Raw genomic sequence first — 17,120 nt, 5'->3', positions numbered from 1 at the left:
GGCGCGTCAGTTGGAGGCGAGGAGCTTCAGCTCGGGGTGTGCCGTGCCGCCCTCGATCGCCGTCGAGGAGATGTGGGACATGACGCGCTCGTCGACCGGGTCGTTCGCCGGGTCGTCGTGGACGACGATGTGCTCGTACGTCGTGGTCCGCTGGGCGGGGACGCGGCCCGCCTTGCGGATCAGGTCGATGATCTCCAGGCGGTTGGAGCGGTGCTTGGCGCCGGCGGAGGAGACGACGTTCTCCTCCAGCATGATGGAGCCGAGGTCGTCCGCGCCGTAGTGCAGGGAGAGCTGGCCGACCTCCTTGCCGGTGGTCAGCCAGGAGCCCTGGATGTGGGCCACGTTGTCGAGGAAGAGGCGGGCGATCGCGATCATCCGCAGGTACTCGAAGAGCGTCGCCTGCGTGCGGCCCTTCAGGTGGTTGTTCTCGGGCTGGTAGGTGTACGGGATGAAGGCGCGGAAGCCACCCGTCCGGTCCTGTACGTCGCGGATCATCCGCAGGTGCTCGATGCGCTCGGCGTTGGTCTCGCCGGTGCCCATCAGCATCGTGGACGTCGACTCGACGCCCAGCCCGTGCGCGATCTCCATGATCTCCAGCCACCGCTCGCCGCTCTCCTTGAGCGGGGCGATCGCCTTGCGCGGGCGGGCCGGGAGCAGCTCGGCGCCGGCCCCGGCGAACGAGTCGAGACCGGCCGCGTGGATCCGCTGGATGGCCTCCTCGACGCTCACCCCGGAGATCCGGGCCATGTGCTCGACCTCGGACGCGCCGAGGGAGTGGATGACCAGCTCGGGGTACGCGCCCTTGATCGCGGCGAAGTGCTTCTCGTAGTACTCGACGCCGTAGTCCGGGTGGTGTCCGCCCTGGAACATGATCTGCGTGCCGCCGAGCTCGACGGTCTCCGCGCAGCGGCGCAGGATGTCGTCGAGGTCGCGCGTCCAGCCCTTGGCGGTGTCCTTGGGGGCCGCGTAGAAGGCGCAGAACTTGCACGCCGTGACGCACACGTTCGTGTAGTTGATGTTGCGCTCGATGATGTACGTCGCGATGTGCTCCGTACCCGCGTACCTGCGGCGGCGTACGGCGTCGGCGGCGGCGCCGAGCGCGTGCAGCGGGGCGTCGCGGTAGAGGACGAGCGCCTCTTCCGGGGTGATCCGCCCACCCTCGGCAGCACGGTCCAGCACGGACTGAAGGTCGGCCTTCTCGGTCACCGGGAGCGTCCCTTTCGTAAGGGTTGTGGACAGACTCAACCACCCTACGCCAGCCCGCCGCACCGGCCGACGCCAGGCCCACCGGCCGAGGTCGGACCGCGTGGCCGGAGCCGGCCCCGGACCCGCCGCACCGGCCGGCGTCAGGCCGCGAAAGCCCCGATGAGCAGCCCCACGTACGCGCCCGCGATCAGGAACGGGCCGAACGGGATCGACGTCTTGCGCCCCGCGCGCCGCGCGACCACCAGGACCAGCCCGTACAGGGCGCCGAACAGGAACCCGGCGAAGGTCCCCAGGACGACCACGCTCCACCCGTACCAGCCGAGCACCGCGCCGAGGCCGAGAGCGAGTTTCACATCGCCGAAGCCCATGCCGTTCGGGTTGATGAGGAAGAGCACGAAGTACGCGCCCCCGAGCGCGAGCGCGCCGAACAGCGCCGTCGGCCACTCCCCCGCGTGCTCGGGCAGCGCGGCGGCCACCCCGAGCAGCGCGAGCGCCGCCGCCGCGAGCGACAGGGTCAGCGCGTCCGGCAGCCGCTGCACCCGGAAGTCCACCACGGCGAGCAGGACGCCGAGCGGCGCCAGCAGCAGCCAGACGCCCAGCTCCGGACGCGTGCCGGTCGCGAGGGCGAGCCCGGCGCAGAGCAGGGCGGTGACCGGCGAGACGAGCAGGACACCGGGGCCGTACGGGGTTCCGCCCGGCGAACGGGCGAGCCCGAGCCACCCGCGGGCGGCCCCGGTGATCGGCTGCCCTTCGGGACAGCGGTCCCGCCACGGTTCGTCCGGGTCGACGGCGAAGCGGTACGCGGGCCGGGGCACCAGGAGCCCGGCCGCCGCGCCCCAGAGCGCGGCGGCGACGACGAGCCAGCGGTCGAGATCCACGCGTTCCCCCCAGGAAGAGTCCGGTACGACGGTCGTGAGCGACGGCCACGACGGCCGCCGGACCCGTGCCGTCGATGACGGACCCCGGGGCGCGGCGGCCGGAGCCGGTGGTGTCAGCCGACCGCCGCCGCACCGCTGCGCCACGTCGGCAGCAGTTCGTCGAGCAGCGCCTCCGTCCGGGGCGGCAGCCCCCGCGCCCCGCTGCGGGCCACCAGGTCCGCGGCGAGCCGCTTCACCTCGTCCCCGTCCCCCGTCGCGTGCGTCGCGCGCAGCAGCTCGTTCCACAGCCGCTCGTCCGCCGGCGCCGAGTTCATCGCCGCGTTCAGCGCCTCGATCGCCTTCTCCGCCCGGTCCTTCTCCAGATGGAACGCGGAGAGCGCGAGCCCGATGTCCGCGACGAGCAGCGGCAGCCGGGCGTCGATGATCTCGTGGGTGAGCCAGCCGTAGCGCCCTTCGGGACGGTCGGCGAGCAACGGACCGCGGACCAGGACGAGCGCGTCGGTGAGCAACCGCCCGCGGACGACCCGGCTGTCGGTGCCCTTGCCCTGTGTCGCCTCGTGGTAGAGGGAGCGCAGTACGTCGAGGTCGGAGACGACGGACCGGGCGAGCGTGAGCCGTCCGGTGGCGTCGGTGCCGAGGCGGGCGGTGCCGTCGGGGTCGTCGCCGAGCCAGCCGCGCAGCCGCTCGACGAGCGCGTCCCGCACGTCGTCCGTGACCCCGCGCGGCCACAGCGCGGAGGACAGCACGCGCGGGTGCACCCCTTCGCGGTGCAGCAGGAGCAGCGCCAGCGCCTCGTGCAGCAGCGGACTGCGTTCGCCCTCGGGCGTCTCCAGGCCGATGATCTCGTACGGTCCCACGAGCCGCGCGTACACGGCGGGCCGCCCCTGTTCGCTGATGTCGACGAGGAAGGGCGGCGAGTCGGTCGGGTCGTCGGGCCCGCCCTCCGGGTCCGCTTCCACGAAGAGTTCCACCACCGCCTGCTGCTGGGCGACCGGCAGCAGCTGGGCGTCGAGTTCGAGGCCGAGGAGCGGTGCGAGCAGCTTGCCCTCGCGGGTGATCTCCATCTCCCAGGCGGCACCCGGCAGTTCGCCCGACTCGGTGCCGACGAGATAGCCGATCCCCAGCCTCCCCGCGTCGGCGGCCAGTTCGGCGAGCCGGAGGGCGTCGGCGGGGGACGGCTCGACGGCCAGGAGGACGAGGTGCGGGGCCCAACGGGTGTGCTGGGCGGGTCCGGTACGGCCGGTGAGCACGGAGTCGTGTCCGGCGGCACCCAGCGCGCCGCGCCGCTGCCGCGTCTCGGCCTCCATGGTCTCGACGAGCGCCTCGACGCCGTCCAGGTGGCGCAGCCGGTTGGGGGCGAGCGGGGTCAGGTCCTCGCCGAAGCCGACGAGGGTGATCGTCATCCGGTCCGACCAGCCGTTGGTGGCCAGTTCGGCGGCGACGGAGGCGAAGACGCCCGCGCGGTCGGTGGCGCTTCCGCTGAGGGAGACGATGCCGGGCACGGCCTCCAGGTTGAGCAGCAGCCGCGAGTCGTCCATGGTGCCGAGGCTGACGAGGCCCGGGTAGGGGGCGGCGGTGTCGACCTCCTCGGACCGTTCGGCGTCCGCCCGTGCCAGCATCCAGAACGTCTGGTCCTGGCCGAGCCGCCACGGCGCGGGCGGCTTCCCGGCCGGCTGGGCGAGCTGGAGGTGCAGATCGCCGTCGCCGCCGAGCCAGGCCGCGTAGACGGTCGGCAGCGGGCGGGATTCGGCGGCGAGAGCGGCGGCGAGTCCGCGCAGCGACAGATCGAGGAGGCGTACGCCCTCGGGGTCGGCGCCGACGAGCAGCGCGTCCTGGGCGTCCGCGGCGGATCCGGTCGGAACCGGCGGCTCCGTGCCGCGCCGCCCGCCGACGGCGCCGAGCGCCGACTGCCACAGGGCCTGGCGGCGGCGCCGGCCCAGCGCGCCGAGGAGGCCCGCGGCGAGGAGGGGCGCGCCGACGAGTGCCTCGGGCAGCCCGAAGGAGGATCCGCTCCCCCCGGAGGCCGACTGCGAGCCCTGTCCGTCGCGCGAGTCGACGGAGGCCCCGCCGGAGGAGGCGTGCTCACGCTCCTGGCCGGGGGCGCCGCCGACGCGCTGCTGGGGCACACGGAACTGCGCGGTGTCCTGGTCGCTCCGGCCGCTCCGATCGCCCTGCCGTCCGGCGTCGCCGGCCTGCTCGCCGCCCGTCTGCCGGTGGTCGCCGTGCCGCTGATCGCCCTGCTGGTGGTCGCCGGTCCTGGAGTAGTCGTGGATCTGCTGCTGGACCTGTTCCGGGATCCCGGGTTTCGCGTCGGGCATCTCGACCAGCTCGCCGCCGTGGGCGTCGCCGGGCATCTCCATGATCCAGCCGGGCCGGATCAGGCTGGCCTCGGACAGCTTGGACCCGTCGGGCTGCGTACGGTCCTTGTTGAGCTCGTAGATCTCCTTGTACCGGCGCCCGTCACCGAGGTGGCGCTGCGCGATCTCCCAGAGGGAGTCGTGGTGACGGCCTTCGGGGGGCTGGATCCGGTAGTACTTCGTGTCGCCGTGCCGGGCGGAGGCGCCGCCGTCCGCCCGGGTCGCCGCCTGCGCCTCGGCGTCGGCGGCCTGTTCGGCGACCGCGGCGGCGGCACCGCCGGCGACCCGCTCCTGCTGCGCGAACAGCACGCCGGGGGTCTGCTGGGCGGCGGCGACGGAGCCGTGCCGGCCGGCCTCCGGGCTCTGGCCGAGCTGGGAGAGGCCCGGGGTGAAGCTCGCGGCGGCCGCGCCGACGAGCAGGAGGGCCGCGACGAGCTGACGGGCCAGCAACTGGCTCGCCCCGGCGCCCGGTACACGGTTCGGCAGCCCGACGCCCGACAGCGCGGCCTTCATCTCGACGAGGACGCACGCGGCGAACTGCGCCCAGGCGAACCACACGATGACCGTCAGCACGCGGATGAACGTGCCGACGGTGATCTCCTTCTGGAGCCAGTCCAGCGAGGGCGCCCCGTGCGGCAGCGGCCAGCCCACGGCGACCACCAGCGCGCCGGGCACACCGACGAGCAGCACCAGCAGGGCGACGAACGCCCCGAAGGCCTTCGCGAAGTCCCCGAACGTCCGGCGACGCCGGGGCAGGGGCTGCGGCATCCGATTCCTCGGATCCGGCGAGCCGCCCGTCGGACTGGAGTTGGTGCGTCGGGCCATGGCGGACGTCCTGGGGTCGTTTGGGGACGGCGTGAGTTCGGGGGTGAACCGAGCCTACTGAGAGTCTAGGGAGGGTGTCGAAGACCGGGCGGGCGGCGTTGACGCCGGTCCGGTCGCCTTCGTCACCGACCGCCCGGGACGACCGGGTTGCCCCCCTGCCCGGGCCCCGTCCGGCGTCCTGAGCCACCACGCCTCTTCACGACACCCGCCGGACGGTTCTCACGAACCCCGCACAACCGCCCCCGGGATGCCGGAGAGTGATGTCCGCGCCACCGACCGTCGGACCTGGTCGCCCAGGCACCACGAGGCAGTCGCATAATCTGCCCCGAACGAGTCATGTTCACCGGCACTCCGAAAGGGGAACCCGATGGCATTGAGGCGTGACGCGACGGCGCGTCAGCTGCGCCTGGCGGCGGAATTACGCCGACTCCGCCAAGCGGCCGGGCTCGCATCGCGAGAAGCGGCCACGCTCCTCGGAGTGAGCCCGGCGCAGATCAGCCAGATCGAAGCCGGCCTCGCGGGTGTGAGCGAGAAGCGGCTGCGCCGGCTCGCGGCACAGTACGTCTGCACGGACGAGGCGTTCGTGGAGGCCCTGGTCGCCATGGCCGCCGACCGGACACGCGGCTGGTGGGAGCCGTACCGCGGTTCGCTGCCGACACCGTTCCTCGACCTCGCCGAGCTGGAGCACCACGCGACGCTCCTGCGGGACGTCCAGTTCCTCCACATCCCCGGCCTCCTCCAGACGGAGCGGTACGCCCGCGCGGTCTTCTCCTACCGCGTACCGGAACTTCCCTCCGACGAGGTGGAGTTGCGCGTACAGCACCGGATGCGGCGCCAGGCGCTGCTCGAAGGCCCCGCTCCCAAGCGGTACGCCGGCGTCGTGCACGAGGCCGCGCTGCGCATCATGGTCGGCGACCGCGCCACTTCGAGGGCCCAGCTCGCCCACGTGCTCGGCCTCTCCGAAGCCGACCACGTCACCGTGCGCGTCATCCCCTTCGACCTGGAGGGGTTCGGTGGCGCGACGAGTGCCATGACCTACGCGGAAGGCCCCGTGCCCAAGCTGGACACCGTCGTGCGCGACGCGCCCCAGGGCGCGGCGTTCATCGACTCCGAGGCCCAACTCAACGCGTACCGCACGCTCTTCCATAAAGTCGAGGCCGTGTCGCTGGACGCCGACCGGTCTCGCGACTTCATCCACAGGTTGACGAAGGAGCTGTGAGAAGCACCCATGACCACCCCTGACAACTGGCAGAAGTCGTCCTACTCGGGGCCCGGCGACGGCGACTCCTGCGTCGAGCTCGCCTCCACCCCCGCCGTCCTCCACCTCCGCGAATCCGACGCCCCCGAAACGGTCCTCACCACCACCCCGGCCCCCGTCGGTCACCTCCTCCGGGCGATACGCACCGGGACCGTCATCGCGCCCCACACGTAACAACCCCTCGACGAAGCCCTGTTCGGCGTTCCACTCGCAACGATCGACGCGCTACGTTCACACGTACGTTCTGATGCAGGGGTTGCGGGTGTTACGGGGGAACACGTGTCGAACAGGCCGACGGACTGGCACATACTCGACCTGGACCAGGACCCGACGCCGGGCGACCCGCAGCGGGTGCGCAAACTCGCCGGCTCGCTCCACGACTTCGCCGACGACGTCGCGGGCATCCTGCGGGACGTCAAGGGACTGGCCGACGACGACGCCGTCCTGAAATGGGCGGGCAAGACGGCGGACTCCTTCGCGTCGGAGTTCGAGGACGTCCCCGGCCAGCTGAAGAAGCTCAAGAAGTCCTACGACATCGCGGGCGACGCGCTCGCCTCGTACTGGCCGGATCTGGACGACGCCCAGCAGAAGGCGGACAAGGCGCTGCGCGACGGCCGCAAGGCCCGCCAGGACCTGTCCACGGCGAAGACCGCGCTCTCGGGCGCCGACGACTGGGTGCACACGGCCACCGCGAAGGCCGACTCCTACGATCCGGACAAGAACCGCGGCAAGGACGTGCCCCCGCCGGACGAGGCCGACGTCCGGCGTGCGACGCGTGACGCCCAGCACGCCGAGGAGCGGCAGAGCGCCGCCCGGAAGGACGTGGACGACGCCCAGGGGCTGCTGGACGCGGCGAAGAAACTGGCCGCCCACGCGAAGGGGCTCCGCGAGGAGGCCGCCCGCCGCACGGTGAAGAAGCTGCACGAGGCGTCCGACGCCGGCATCCACAACCGCCACTGGTGGGAGGAGCCCGTCGACTGGGTCTCCGACCACTGGGACGAGATCGTCACGGTCTGCAAGTGGGTCGTGACGATCGTCGGCGTCATCGTGATGATCGTGGGCGGCCCCCTGGGCTGGCTGGTCTTCGCGGCGGCTCTCGTCGTGCTCGCGGACACGGTGAGAAAGATGCTCGACGGCCAGGCCGGCTGGGGCGATCTGATCTTCGCGGTCCTCGACTGCATTCCCGCCACCAAGGGTTTCACGAGCCTCGCCAAGATGGGCAAGCTCTGGAAACTGGGCGGCCTGCGGGCCCTGGGCGGCGCCTTCATGAAGGGGATCGGCGGGGGGCTGCTGAAGACGGCCCGGAATCTCCGGTCCGGGGAGGCGCTCCGGGGCATCTACCGGCCCTTCAAGGGGTCCACGCGCCTCTTCGGGGGAACGATCCCCTACCGCGCGCTGTCCCCGAAGGCGCGCCAGCTCGCCAAAGCACTGACACGCGGCCCCGTGCGCATCCGTCCGAACGAAGTGAACGTCTCGCACATGGCGGAACTCCAGAAATTCCACGCTGTCGAGCACGCCGTGGTGCAGAATCCGGCGGGAGAACTACGCCTGTTCCAGGGGACGGAATACACCACCAAGATTCCCGATGAACTGACCGACGACGGCTACAAGTTCATCGCCCACACGCATCCCGAGGACCGGATACCCGGACCTCCGGACGAGCTGGAAGCCGCACGCAACACCAGGAACAGCATGAGCCGCGACCTGGACAACAAGATGAGTCCCCACATGGAAGTCGTGATCAGCCGGGACGGAAATCTGAGGTTCTTCGACAACAACGGGGTGTTGGAGCTGCCTCAAGGAACCTATCCCCCTGGCGGACCCGTCAGTGACCGGGGCGGGCTCGTTCCCGTGCCCGGCCTATAGTCCAAGCACTCGGTGAAGCAGGCTCCCGAGACCTGACCAGCAGGAGAACCATGCCCGACATCAACCGTTGCCAGATCTGCGGCGAAGCGGCTCCCCCGATCGAAGGCCAGTGCGGAGAGATCATCGGATACCGCCTGCTTCGGGACCCCTGGTCCGACTCCCCGTCCTTCCTCGACGGCAATCTGCACTTCTCCTGCCTTGAGGAATCGGGTGAACGGGAGCAGTTCCACGCGGAGTTCGTGCACCTCGCTCAGGTCGGGCACGAGGAGATCCCCGGTCTGGAGCCGTCGCATCCGCCCTTGACGAGGATGGGCCTGAGCATGGTTCCTGTCTTCTCGGGAGACGAGTGCGACATTTTCCAGAGCCAACGGGCCGATCGCTGGTTGCTCGTGAGGAAGACCGGTCCGTGGTTCGGCTTCGGCCTTCCCCAGCTCCGGGTCATCGGCTCGGGCGGGATTCCGTTCTCGGATGCCGAGGTGAATCGATACCGGCTTCCCGTCGACCTCGGGGACGAGGTCGGCACGTACGGACTCTCCGAACTCCTGGAATCCCTCGGAGTGGCGCACCGGTACGCCGACGCGGCCGAACTGGCCCGCGTGGAATACGGCTTCCGCGACTACTACGCGCCGAAGCAGCTCATCGACTACGTGGCCATGGTGCCCCTGCCGCTGCCCGAGGAGGCCCGCACCTTCCTCGCCGCCCACGCGAAGACGTACACCCCCGTCACGTTCGACGAAGATGAAGAGGACGTGTGATCGAGTACGTCCACGGAGAGGGCTCTTGGGCCGAGACCGCGGTGACACCGGTCGTCCGTGAGCCCTCCTCTCCCCCTTACGCGCCGGGCTCACCGAAGGAAGGCATCCGACCTTGACCGCACGTTCCGCCTCACCGGAGGCCCCCGGCCTGTCCTCGGGGTTCTCGCTGTCCGTGCCGGACTCCTGGTGGGAGTTCGACATCCGTCCGGAGGGCCGGGACGCGACCGTCCGTGGCCTCGTCGACGAGCGGATCCGTGAGGTTCCCGAACTCGCCGAGTACCGCGGCGACCTGGCGGCCGTGCTGCGCAGAATGGCCAAGGACGCGTACGACTCCGGGGCCGTGTACATGGGCTGCATGGCCGAGAACTTCGACGGCGTTCCGCTGACCGCGACCCTCACCGTGTCGGTGCTGGGTGCCAGGAACAAGCAGGGCGTGGCGCTGTCGACCGATCCGCGCGTGATCGCCGAGAGCCTGCGGACCGTCACGGCCCGCCGCGAGGGCGACGCCTGGCGCACGGTCACGACCGTCGACATCCCCCAAGTCGGAATAGCGGCCCGGACGTTCGGCGTGGAGGACGTGCCCGTCGCGCAGGGCGACAGCCGCACCCTTCGTATGGTGCTGACCCAGACGTACATCCCGGTCCCGGGAACCGCCGACCAGGTCGTTCTCGTCTCCGGAGCCAGCCCGGTACTGGACCTGGCCGAGGCGTTCCACGACATCTTCGACGCGGTGACCGGCACGTTCCGGTTCGTCTGACCGGGACTTCAGGACTCCAGAGAGGGGAACCGGCATGGGTGGTGGCGGCAAGAGCGACCTCGCGCTCCCGCTGAGCGAGCTGGAGGACTACGGCGACCGGCTGCGGGACATCAAGACCCGGCTGAACCAGACGAAGAAGCTCTTCGAGTCGTACAAGGACGACCTCGGCGACCACACCGTCCACGACGCCCTGGACGACTTCGAGTCCGGCTGGGAGGACGGCCGCGAGGACATCGGCCAGTCCCTCGACGCCCTCGCGAAGATGTCCGACGCCGTGGTCCGCGAGTTCAAGAAACTCGACGACGACCTGGCCAAGAACGTCTCCGAGGGAGTGCGGACGAAACAGCGGGACAGTGCGAAGTAGGGTCACGGCAAAGGTGACTCGGCCACGCCTCTCCGCGCCCCCTTCCCGCCGGGCAGGCCGACGGGTCGGCCGCCCCGTCCGGCCGACCACTCACATCCGGAGTCGCCCACCCATGCGCATCGACCTCGACGACCCCGGACTGGGCACGGGACTCGACCTGTCGCTGACCTACCAGGGCCGGCTGTTCACCGGCGAGACGGTCGAGAAGAACGCCCGGACGGGTCAGGTGGTAGCCATGACCACCTATGTCGAGGGCTTGGAGGACGGCCCCCTGCGCGAGTGGTATGCGGACGGAACAGAAAGAGCGGAAGGCCAGTGCCGAAAGGGTATTCCGTACGGCAGGTGGCGGGAACGGCACCCGAACGGCCGGCTCGCCGTCGAGAAGGAATACGGCACACACGGCCGGGTGAGGTCGGTCAAGGCGTGGTCGGAGAGCGGCGAGCCGATCGACGACCGGACGTTCGACGCGTGATGTCGGCCTCCGAGGGACCAGAACACGACCGGGGTACGGAGATGATCCGGCCCGTGGGGTTCTTCCACGAGCTCGATCCCGGCTGGGCGTTCCCCGGGGACGGGCTTCTGCGGGACGCCGCGCGTCCGGTGGGCGAGCCGGACGAGGCCGAGATCGTCGCCTATCTCGGACAGGGGGTCGCGATCTGGAGCGAGACGAGTGCCGGGACCGACGTGCTGGACCCGGAGGGCCCCGTACTGTCCGGCATCGGTTCGCTCTCCACCGACGGGACCTGGCTGTGGCGGCAGGATCTGCCGTACTACCTCGGCACGTACCACGTCTCGCTGCCCCGGGACTTCCTCGCGCACGTCAGGAGGGCCCGGTACCGGGTTCCTGAGGTTCCCGAGGCACGGCTGACGGGGATCCTCACGCGGGATCTCGGAATCGGCGTGGACTGAGCGACCCCGGCCGAGGCAGGGCCCGGGCCTCAGCCCACCTCGTTCTCCGCCACCGCCCGACCGTGGACGGTCACGTCTCCGCCGTAGAACATCCCCGTGAAGACCGGCGAGTAGGTCAACTGGACCTCGACCTCGACCTGTTCGGCGTCGGCGCTCACGCAGTGGGTCGCGGCGATGTCCGCGCCGGACATGCCCATCTCGCGGGCGAACGCCTTCACCCGGGCGCCGCAGTTCTCGAAGTTGATGGGCGCCGGGCCGTTCCGGTTCTCGTAGAGGGATTCGAGGTCGATGTCCTGGGCGGCGTACCGGGCCGCCTGCTCGGCGATGTCGGCGGCCCGCTCCCGCTTGGAGATGGACATGCCGCCGTCGATGACGAAGGCCGAGAGCGACAGGAAGACGAGCGCGAAGATGATGACCGCGCCGGCACCCGAGCCGCGATCGTCGAACCGCTCCCGGCGCGCGACGGCCCAGTCGCGGACGGCCCGGCCGCCCACGGCCCAGTCGCGGACGGACCGGCCACCCACGGCCCGGCCCCGTACGGCGGAGCTCAGCTTCATGCCGTCCTCCGGAACGGGTCGAGGGGGGAACTGAAGGACGACTCCAGGGTGGTGGGCACGTCGAGGCCGATCATCGCGAGGCCCCGCACCTCGCAGCTCACCTCGACGGTGAACAGTGTGTCCGGCTCGAAGCCCGCGCTGGTCTGCCGCACGTCCACCGGCCCCGAACAGACGTCCCCGAGGTCGGCCTCGGCCGCCTTCCTCGCCTCGGCCATCGCGGTCGCGTGGTCCTTCTGGATCGAGCCGGCCCGCGCGGCGTCCCGGGCCGCGCCGTCCAGCGCGCCGCGCCCGTCGACCAGTTGCCCGAACGCCACCAGCACCAGGATGAAGAGGATCATCACCGGCGCGAGGATGACCACCTCGATCGTGGACAGTCCCCGGTCGCGCCGGTGCCCGGACCCGCGGTCCAGGAGAGCGGCGAACAGAGCCCGCGGCCGCGTCACGGCCTCTCCTCCTTCACGAACCGCTCCACCGGGCCCGCCGACCGGGCGTGCACCGTCAGGTCCAGGCCGGGGAACACCGCCGGCACCCTCGCCGTGATCTCGACGCCCACGGTGTCCGGCTCCGGCTGGAGCATCGTCACGTCCGGCGACAGCACCAGCTGCGGGCCGAGCTGGCGGATGTAGCTGTCGACGACGTCCCCCGCCTCGCCGCGCCACCCGCCGGGCTCGGCGTCCGCGGTGGCGCGGGCCTTGCGGGCGCCCGCCTGGGCCGCCGCCTGGGCCACGTGGTCCGCGAAGAAGTACAGCGCGAACTGCACCGTCGCGAAGATCATGAAGAAGAGCACCGGCGTGAGCAGCACGAACTCGATCGCGGTCATGCCGGAGTCACCGCGGGCGGAGGCTGCCTCCACCCTGCGGCGCGCCCAGCGGCGTACCCCTCGGTCCTCGCGCACACGCATCCCCGTACGGACTCAGCAGGTCTTGCCCGCGTCGGTGCCCCTGATGCAGTCGCCGACCTTGTTGGCGCCGTCGCTCAGCGCGGCGTTGATGATCGCGGCGACCACGCCGACGATGGCGACGACGACGGCGGAGATGATGACCCACTCGACCGCGGAAGCACCCCGGTCGAGTTCGCCGGAGCGGGCACGCTGCACCCGCCCCTGGAGGAAGGTGATCAGGAAGTCCACCCCCGGGATCCCGGTGCTGAAGTTCCGTCCGTTCATGGTGAGTTGTCCTCTCGAAGGATAGTGGTGGCCGGCCGGGGGCCGTTCGGGCACGGCGGACGGTCAGACCTGGAACACCCGCATCGCCGCCGGGAAGATCAGGAAGACCAGGAAGCCCGCGCACAGCAGCAGTTGGGCGACCAGCATCGACTGCGACTTCTCGCCGGCGCTGCCCTCGATCTCCGAGAGCTCGCGGTGGCGCATGGTCTCGGCGCGCGAGGCGAGCGACTCGCGCACCTTGGCGCCGTCGTCCGCGACGAGCGCCAGGGAGGCGGACAGGTCCTTGAGCTCCTCGACGCCGAGTTCCTCACCGAGCGAACCGAGCGCCTGCCACTGGCTGATGCCGGTGATCCGGGCGTCGGCGAGCGCGTTGCGGATGCGCCGCGTCGCCCAGCCGTCGGAGATCTCGGCGGCGGCCATCAGCGCCTCGGGCAGACCGCGTCCGCCGGCCAGGCTCATCGACACCAGGTCCAGATAGGCGCCGATCACGCGCCGCAGATCGCGCCGCCTGTCCACCGCGTCCCGCCGCACCTCCAGATCGGGGAGGAAGAAGAAGACGACCGCGAAGAGCAGCGCGAGCCAGACCGGGACGATCGGGCTGTGTCCGACGCCGAGGGTCCAGACGACGGCGAAGAGGAACGGGCCGAAGAAGACACCGGCGGCGGCCAGCAGCACCTTCGTCGCGAGGAAACTCTCCCAGCTCCGGTCCAGGACGGCGAGATCGGCGCGCAGCGAGCGCTGTTCCCAGCCCTGCTGGAGGTAGAGCTCGGCGACGCGCGCACCGACCTGGGCGCGCAGGCCGCCGAAACGGCCGCTGCCCTGCTGTCCCTGGTGCGTGGATTCGTACGCCGCCCCACGGGCCCGCATCGCGTCGATCCGGGCGACCTGCGCGACCGCGCCGCGCCTGGACGGCATGAGCGCGCGGACGAGGGCGTAGACGCCCAGGCCCAGGACGGCGCCGATCAGGATCGGCGTGGTCAGGTTCATCGGCGTACCGCCTCATCCCCGGAATCCGGTGTACGGGGCCGCACGAACCGCACGGACGACTCGTCCCGCACCAGGAACCGTTCCGGTGTGTCGATCGTGGACAGCTTGCGCAGCCACCAGAAGCCGAGGCCGAACAGGCCGCAGACACAGGCGAGCACGAGCTGGCCGACCGCCGTGCCGTACGGCTCGACGAACTGACGGTTGAAGACCGACAGTCCGAGGACGAAGGCGATCGACACCGCGACGACGATCTGCACCGAGCGGCGGGTCGAGGCGCGCTGGGCCATCACGCGCTGCCGCATGTCGACCTCCTCGCGCGCCGACTTGGCCAGCGCGCCCAGCACCTGGCGCAGACCGGGGCCGCGCAGCCGCGCGTTGAGGATGAGGGCCGCCACGATGATGTCCGCGGACGCGTCGTCGATCTCGTCGGCCAGCTGCTGCAGGGCGTCGGGCAGCGGTGTCCGGGAACGCAGCCGGTCGACCAGCGCGTCGAGATGCGGCCGCAGTACGGGGGCGGAGGCGCGCGCCGACGCCGGGATGGCCTGCTCCAGACCGACCGCGCCGGCGATGGTGTCGCGCAGCGACTCGGTCCAGGAAGCCAGCGCCTCGACCCGTCGCATCGCGGCCCGCTCCTCGGAGGCGCCGCCGAACAGCTTGTCCCAGAAGAAGACGAGGATGCCGGCCGCGAGGCCGGCGACGGCCCAGCGGGTGAGGAGGAGGACGACGAGACCGGCGATCGCGGCGATCGATCCGCGCCGCCCGGCGAAGCGGATCAGCTCGCTCGCGCGCTCGCTCGCCTTCTGCTTCTCGTGTTCGGGCTTGGCGGGCAGTCCGCGCACGGCGACGGCGAACAGCGCGAGGCCGCCGCCGACGGCGATCCCGCACCCGAGCGCGTACAGCACGGGCAGGGAGAACAGCCCGCCCATGGAGTCGAGCGAGTCGAGCGCCGCGAGCGATGTCGTGCCCGGGGGCCTGCCCGAGGCCCTGCCCGGCGTCACGGCCGTCGTCATGTGCGGCACGGCCGCGGCCACGGCCGCCGTCATGTCCTGGGTCGTCGTCATCGTCGTCACCAATTCCCGCTGCCGGGCAGCCGGTAGCCCTGCGCGACGAGTTCGTCGAGGCAGGCGATGGGCGCGTGCGGGACGATCCGGCCGTCCGGGGCCTCGGCGAACACCTCGCTGGACAGCACCCGTCCGTCGACACCGTTGACCTCGCGCACCGAGGTCACCATGCGCTGGAGGCGGCCGCCGGACTCGTAGTCGTTGCGCCGCTGGATGAAGACCACGAAGTTCACCGCGCCCGCGATGAGCATCTGGCTGGCCTCGATGGGCAGCCGCTCGGTCGCCTGCAGCGCGTACGTGGAGATGCGGTTGAAGACCTCGCTGGAGCTGTTCGCGTGGATCGTGGAGAGCGAGCCGTCGTTGCCCTGCGACATCGCGTTGAGCATCGTCACGATCTCGTCGCCGAGGACCTCGCCGACGATGACGCGCGAGGGGTTCATGCGCAGCGAGCGGCGCACCAGATCGGCCATCGTGATGGCGCCCTGGCCCTCGGAGTTGGGCAGCCGCTCCTCGAACGCCACCACGTTCGGGTGCAGTTCGGCGAAGGTGTCGAGGCCGAGTTCCAGCGCGCGCTCGACGGTGACGAGCCGCTCGTGCGGCGGGATCTCGTTGGCGAGGGCGCGCAGCAGGGTCGTCTTGCCCGCGTTGGTGGCTCCCGCGATCATGATGTTCTTGCGGGCCCGGACGGCGCAGGCGAGGAAGTGCGCGACCTCCGGGGTCAGGGTGCCGTTGCCCACGAGGTCGGACATGAAGACCTTGCCGAGGCGCGCGCGGCGGATCGACAGGGCCGGCCTGCGGGTCACGTCCATGACGGCGGAGAGCCGGGAGCCGTCCGGCAGCCGCAGGTCGAGCTGCGGGTTCGCGGAGTCGAAGGGCCGGGACGACAGACCCGAGTAGGCGCCGAGGACCTGGATCAGCTCGATGAGCTCCTCGTCGGTCTCGGCGACGGGATCGCCCTTCGTCTCCCGGCCGTCGGCGTAGCCGATGAAGACCTCGTCGTACCCGTTGATGTCGATGTTCTCGACTTCCGGGTCGTCGAGGAGCGGCTGGAGCCGGCCGACGCCGAAGAGCGCGGCGTGGACGGCGGCCGCGTACTGCTCCTCGGTCTCCGCGTCGAGCGGGGTCCGGCCGAGGTTGATCTCGGTGCGGGCGTGGTCCTCGAGTATCTGGGCGATGACGGCGCGGGCGTAGTGCCGCTCGTCCTCGCCGGACATCGGGGTGACACCGCGGACCTGGTCCTCGCGGCGCTGCTCGGAGATGCGGTCACCGGCGTCCTGCCGGAACCGCTTGACCAGCTGGTGGTCGACGGCGGTCATCGGCCGGCTCCGGCGGCGGGCCGACTGTGCCCGGCGTGCGGTCCCTCCGCGGGTACGGACCAGGCGGCGCCGTACTGCTGGTACAGATCCGCGGTGACCTTGCGGGCCGAGCGGATGAGCAGCGACTTGTCGAGGCGGCCGCGGCGGCGTCCCGCCAGCTGGGCTGCGCCCGCGGGGTCGTCGGCGATGGTGCCCACGACGCTGGCTCCGGTCCGGGCCGCCACGAGCATGTCGTTGACCTGGTGGACGAGCTTGGCGGAGTCGCCCGGGTCGGCCACGAGGACGACGCCGATGAACGGTGTCGCGAGTCCGCCGGCACCGCGCGGGCCGCCGTGCAGCCTGGCGGAGAGGGCGGCGGCGCGGTCGCGGACGCGGGCGATGGCCTCGGGCTCGGTGCGGGAGAGCAGGAGCACCAGGGCGGCGTGCGGGAGGAGTTCGGCCGCCGGGGTGTCCCCGCTGATCCGGCCGCAGTCGGCGATGACGTCGGCGGGCGCGTCCGGGGAGTCGGCGAGCTGCGCGAACGCCCGGCCCAGGGTGGGCCAGAGTCCGGCGAGACCGGCGGCCTGCTCGGAGATCCCGAGGCCGACGAGGACTTCCAGGCCGCCGCTCAACGGCTGTACGTGATCCCAGAGCTGGTCGGGGACGAGTCCGCGCCGGGCGGTCGCCGCGATCGACAGCAGGCCGGTGTTCGGGTTCAGCGGGCCGCCGTGGGCCGCCGCGCTGCGGTACACGAGGTCGCCGCCGGCCGGGTCGGTCTCGGCGAGCAGGACCCTGCGGGGCCAGACCGCCGCGAGCGCCACGGCGGCGGTGGTGACTCCGGGGGAACCCTTGTCTGCGGCGAGGGCGATGAGCGCCATGT

General features: G+C 71.5%; 19 protein-coding genes. 8 read left to right on the top strand and 11 right to left on the bottom strand.

Features of this window, described 5'->3' with window-relative positions:
- Positions 1–6 precede the first annotated feature (6 nt).
- From mqnC to ACH4S8_RS39530, 3 genes are all read right to left on the bottom strand, one after another.
- Positions 7–1,206, bottom strand: a complete 1,200-nt coding sequence (mqnC, locus tag ACH4S8_RS39540; protein WP_398403159.1) for a cyclic dehypoxanthinyl futalosine synthase — start codon at positions 1,204–1,206, stop codon at positions 7–9.
- Between the two features lie 140 nt (positions 1,207–1,346).
- Positions 1,347–2,084 carry a prepilin peptidase gene (locus ACH4S8_RS39535; protein ID WP_398403157.1) on the bottom strand — a complete coding sequence of 246 codons (738 nt, stop codon included), beginning with the start codon at positions 2,082–2,084 and terminating at the stop codon, positions 1,347–1,349.
- A 113-nt stretch (positions 2,085–2,197) separates the two neighbouring features.
- Complete coding sequence (locus tag ACH4S8_RS39530) at positions 2,198–5,266, bottom strand: BTAD domain-containing putative transcriptional regulator (RefSeq protein ID WP_398403155.1); 3,069 nt, start codon at positions 5,264–5,266, stop codon at positions 2,198–2,200.
- A gap of 367 nt (positions 5,267–5,633) precedes the next feature.
- Between ACH4S8_RS39530 and ACH4S8_RS39525 the strand changes: the two genes are divergently transcribed.
- The 8 genes from ACH4S8_RS39525 (at position 5,634) to ACH4S8_RS39490 (ending at position 11,175) form a co-directional block, all read left to right on the top strand.
- On the top strand, positions 5,634–6,485 hold the full coding sequence (locus ACH4S8_RS39525; RefSeq protein WP_398403153.1) for a helix-turn-helix domain-containing protein: 852 nt from the start codon (positions 5,634–5,636) through the stop codon (positions 6,483–6,485).
- A 9-nt stretch (positions 6,486–6,494) separates the two neighbouring features.
- A complete protein-coding gene (locus tag ACH4S8_RS39520; protein ID WP_398403151.1) occupies positions 6,495–6,698 on the top strand; it encodes a DUF397 domain-containing protein in 204 nt (67 codons plus the stop codon).
- 105 nt (positions 6,699–6,803) lie between these two features.
- On the top strand, positions 6,804–8,390 hold the full coding sequence (locus ACH4S8_RS39515) for a WXG100 family type VII secretion target (protein ID WP_398403149.1): 1,587 nt from the start codon (positions 6,804–6,806) through the stop codon (positions 8,388–8,390).
- Positions 8,391–8,440: 50 nt separating this feature from the next.
- Entirely contained in the window at positions 8,441–9,145 is a 705-nt protein-coding gene (locus ACH4S8_RS39510; RefSeq protein ID WP_398403147.1) for a hypothetical protein, read from the top strand.
- Positions 9,146–9,257: 112 nt separating this feature from the next.
- Complete coding sequence (locus ACH4S8_RS39505; RefSeq protein ID WP_398403145.1) at positions 9,258–9,902, top strand: hypothetical protein; 645 nt, start codon at positions 9,258–9,260, stop codon at positions 9,900–9,902.
- A 34-nt stretch (positions 9,903–9,936) separates the two neighbouring features.
- A complete protein-coding gene (locus ACH4S8_RS39500) occupies positions 9,937–10,266 on the top strand; it encodes a hypothetical protein (RefSeq protein WP_398403143.1) in 330 nt (109 codons plus the stop codon).
- 112 nt (positions 10,267–10,378) lie between these two features.
- A complete protein-coding gene (locus ACH4S8_RS39495) occupies positions 10,379–10,738 on the top strand; it encodes a toxin-antitoxin system YwqK family antitoxin (RefSeq protein ID WP_398403141.1) in 360 nt (119 codons plus the stop codon).
- 53 nt (positions 10,739–10,791) lie between these two features.
- Positions 10,792–11,175 (top strand): hypothetical protein, encoded by a 384-nt coding sequence (locus tag ACH4S8_RS39490; protein ID WP_398403139.1) that lies wholly within the window; start codon positions 10,792–10,794, stop codon positions 11,173–11,175.
- Between the two features lie 29 nt (positions 11,176–11,204).
- On the opposite strand, the gene ACH4S8_RS39485 is transcribed toward ACH4S8_RS39490, so the two are convergent.
- The 8 genes from ACH4S8_RS39485 to ACH4S8_RS39450 form a co-directional block, all read right to left on the bottom strand.
- Complete coding sequence (locus tag ACH4S8_RS39485; protein WP_398403137.1) at positions 11,205–11,732, bottom strand: pilus assembly protein TadG-related protein; 528 nt, start codon at positions 11,730–11,732, stop codon at positions 11,205–11,207.
- Positions 11,729–12,175: a TadE/TadG family type IV pilus assembly protein gene (locus tag ACH4S8_RS39480; RefSeq protein ID WP_398403135.1), complete on the bottom strand. Its 447-nt coding sequence runs from the start codon at positions 12,173–12,175 to the stop codon at positions 11,729–11,731. The genes ACH4S8_RS39485 and ACH4S8_RS39480 overlap by 4 nt, the downstream gene beginning before the upstream one ends.
- Positions 12,172–12,633, bottom strand: a complete 462-nt coding sequence (locus ACH4S8_RS39475; RefSeq protein ID WP_398403133.1) for a TadE family protein — start codon at positions 12,631–12,633, stop codon at positions 12,172–12,174. Before ACH4S8_RS39475 ends, ACH4S8_RS39480 begins: the two co-directional genes overlap by 4 nt.
- A 12-nt stretch (positions 12,634–12,645) precedes the next feature.
- Positions 12,646–12,897, bottom strand: coding sequence for a hypothetical protein (locus ACH4S8_RS39470; protein ID WP_266761505.1), 252 nt, complete (start codon positions 12,895–12,897; stop codon positions 12,646–12,648).
- 63 nt (positions 12,898–12,960) lie between these two features.
- Entirely contained in the window at positions 12,961–13,884 is a 924-nt protein-coding gene (locus ACH4S8_RS39465) for a type II secretion system F family protein (protein ID WP_398403131.1), read from the bottom strand.
- Positions 13,881–14,810 (bottom strand): type II secretion system F family protein, encoded by a 930-nt coding sequence (locus ACH4S8_RS39460; protein WP_398403224.1) that lies wholly within the window; start codon positions 14,808–14,810, stop codon positions 13,881–13,883. Before ACH4S8_RS39460 ends, ACH4S8_RS39465 begins: the two co-directional genes overlap by 4 nt.
- 140 nt (positions 14,811–14,950) lie before the next feature.
- Entirely contained in the window at positions 14,951–16,261 is a 1,311-nt protein-coding gene (locus tag ACH4S8_RS39455; protein WP_398403129.1) for a CpaF family protein, read from the bottom strand.
- Positions 16,258–17,118, bottom strand: a complete 861-nt coding sequence (locus tag ACH4S8_RS39450) for a hypothetical protein (protein WP_398403127.1) — start codon at positions 17,116–17,118, stop codon at positions 16,258–16,260. Before ACH4S8_RS39450 ends, ACH4S8_RS39455 begins: the two co-directional genes overlap by 4 nt.
- Positions 17,119–17,120 lie beyond the last annotated feature (2 nt).

It is taken from the genome of Streptomyces sp. NPDC021080 (assembly GCF_044333225.1).
Classification (GTDB): domain Bacteria; phylum Actinomycetota; class Actinomycetes; order Streptomycetales; family Streptomycetaceae; genus Streptomyces.
The sequence above is the reverse complement of the archived record's forward strand: the minus strand, read 5'-3'. Positions and strand labels throughout refer to the sequence as shown.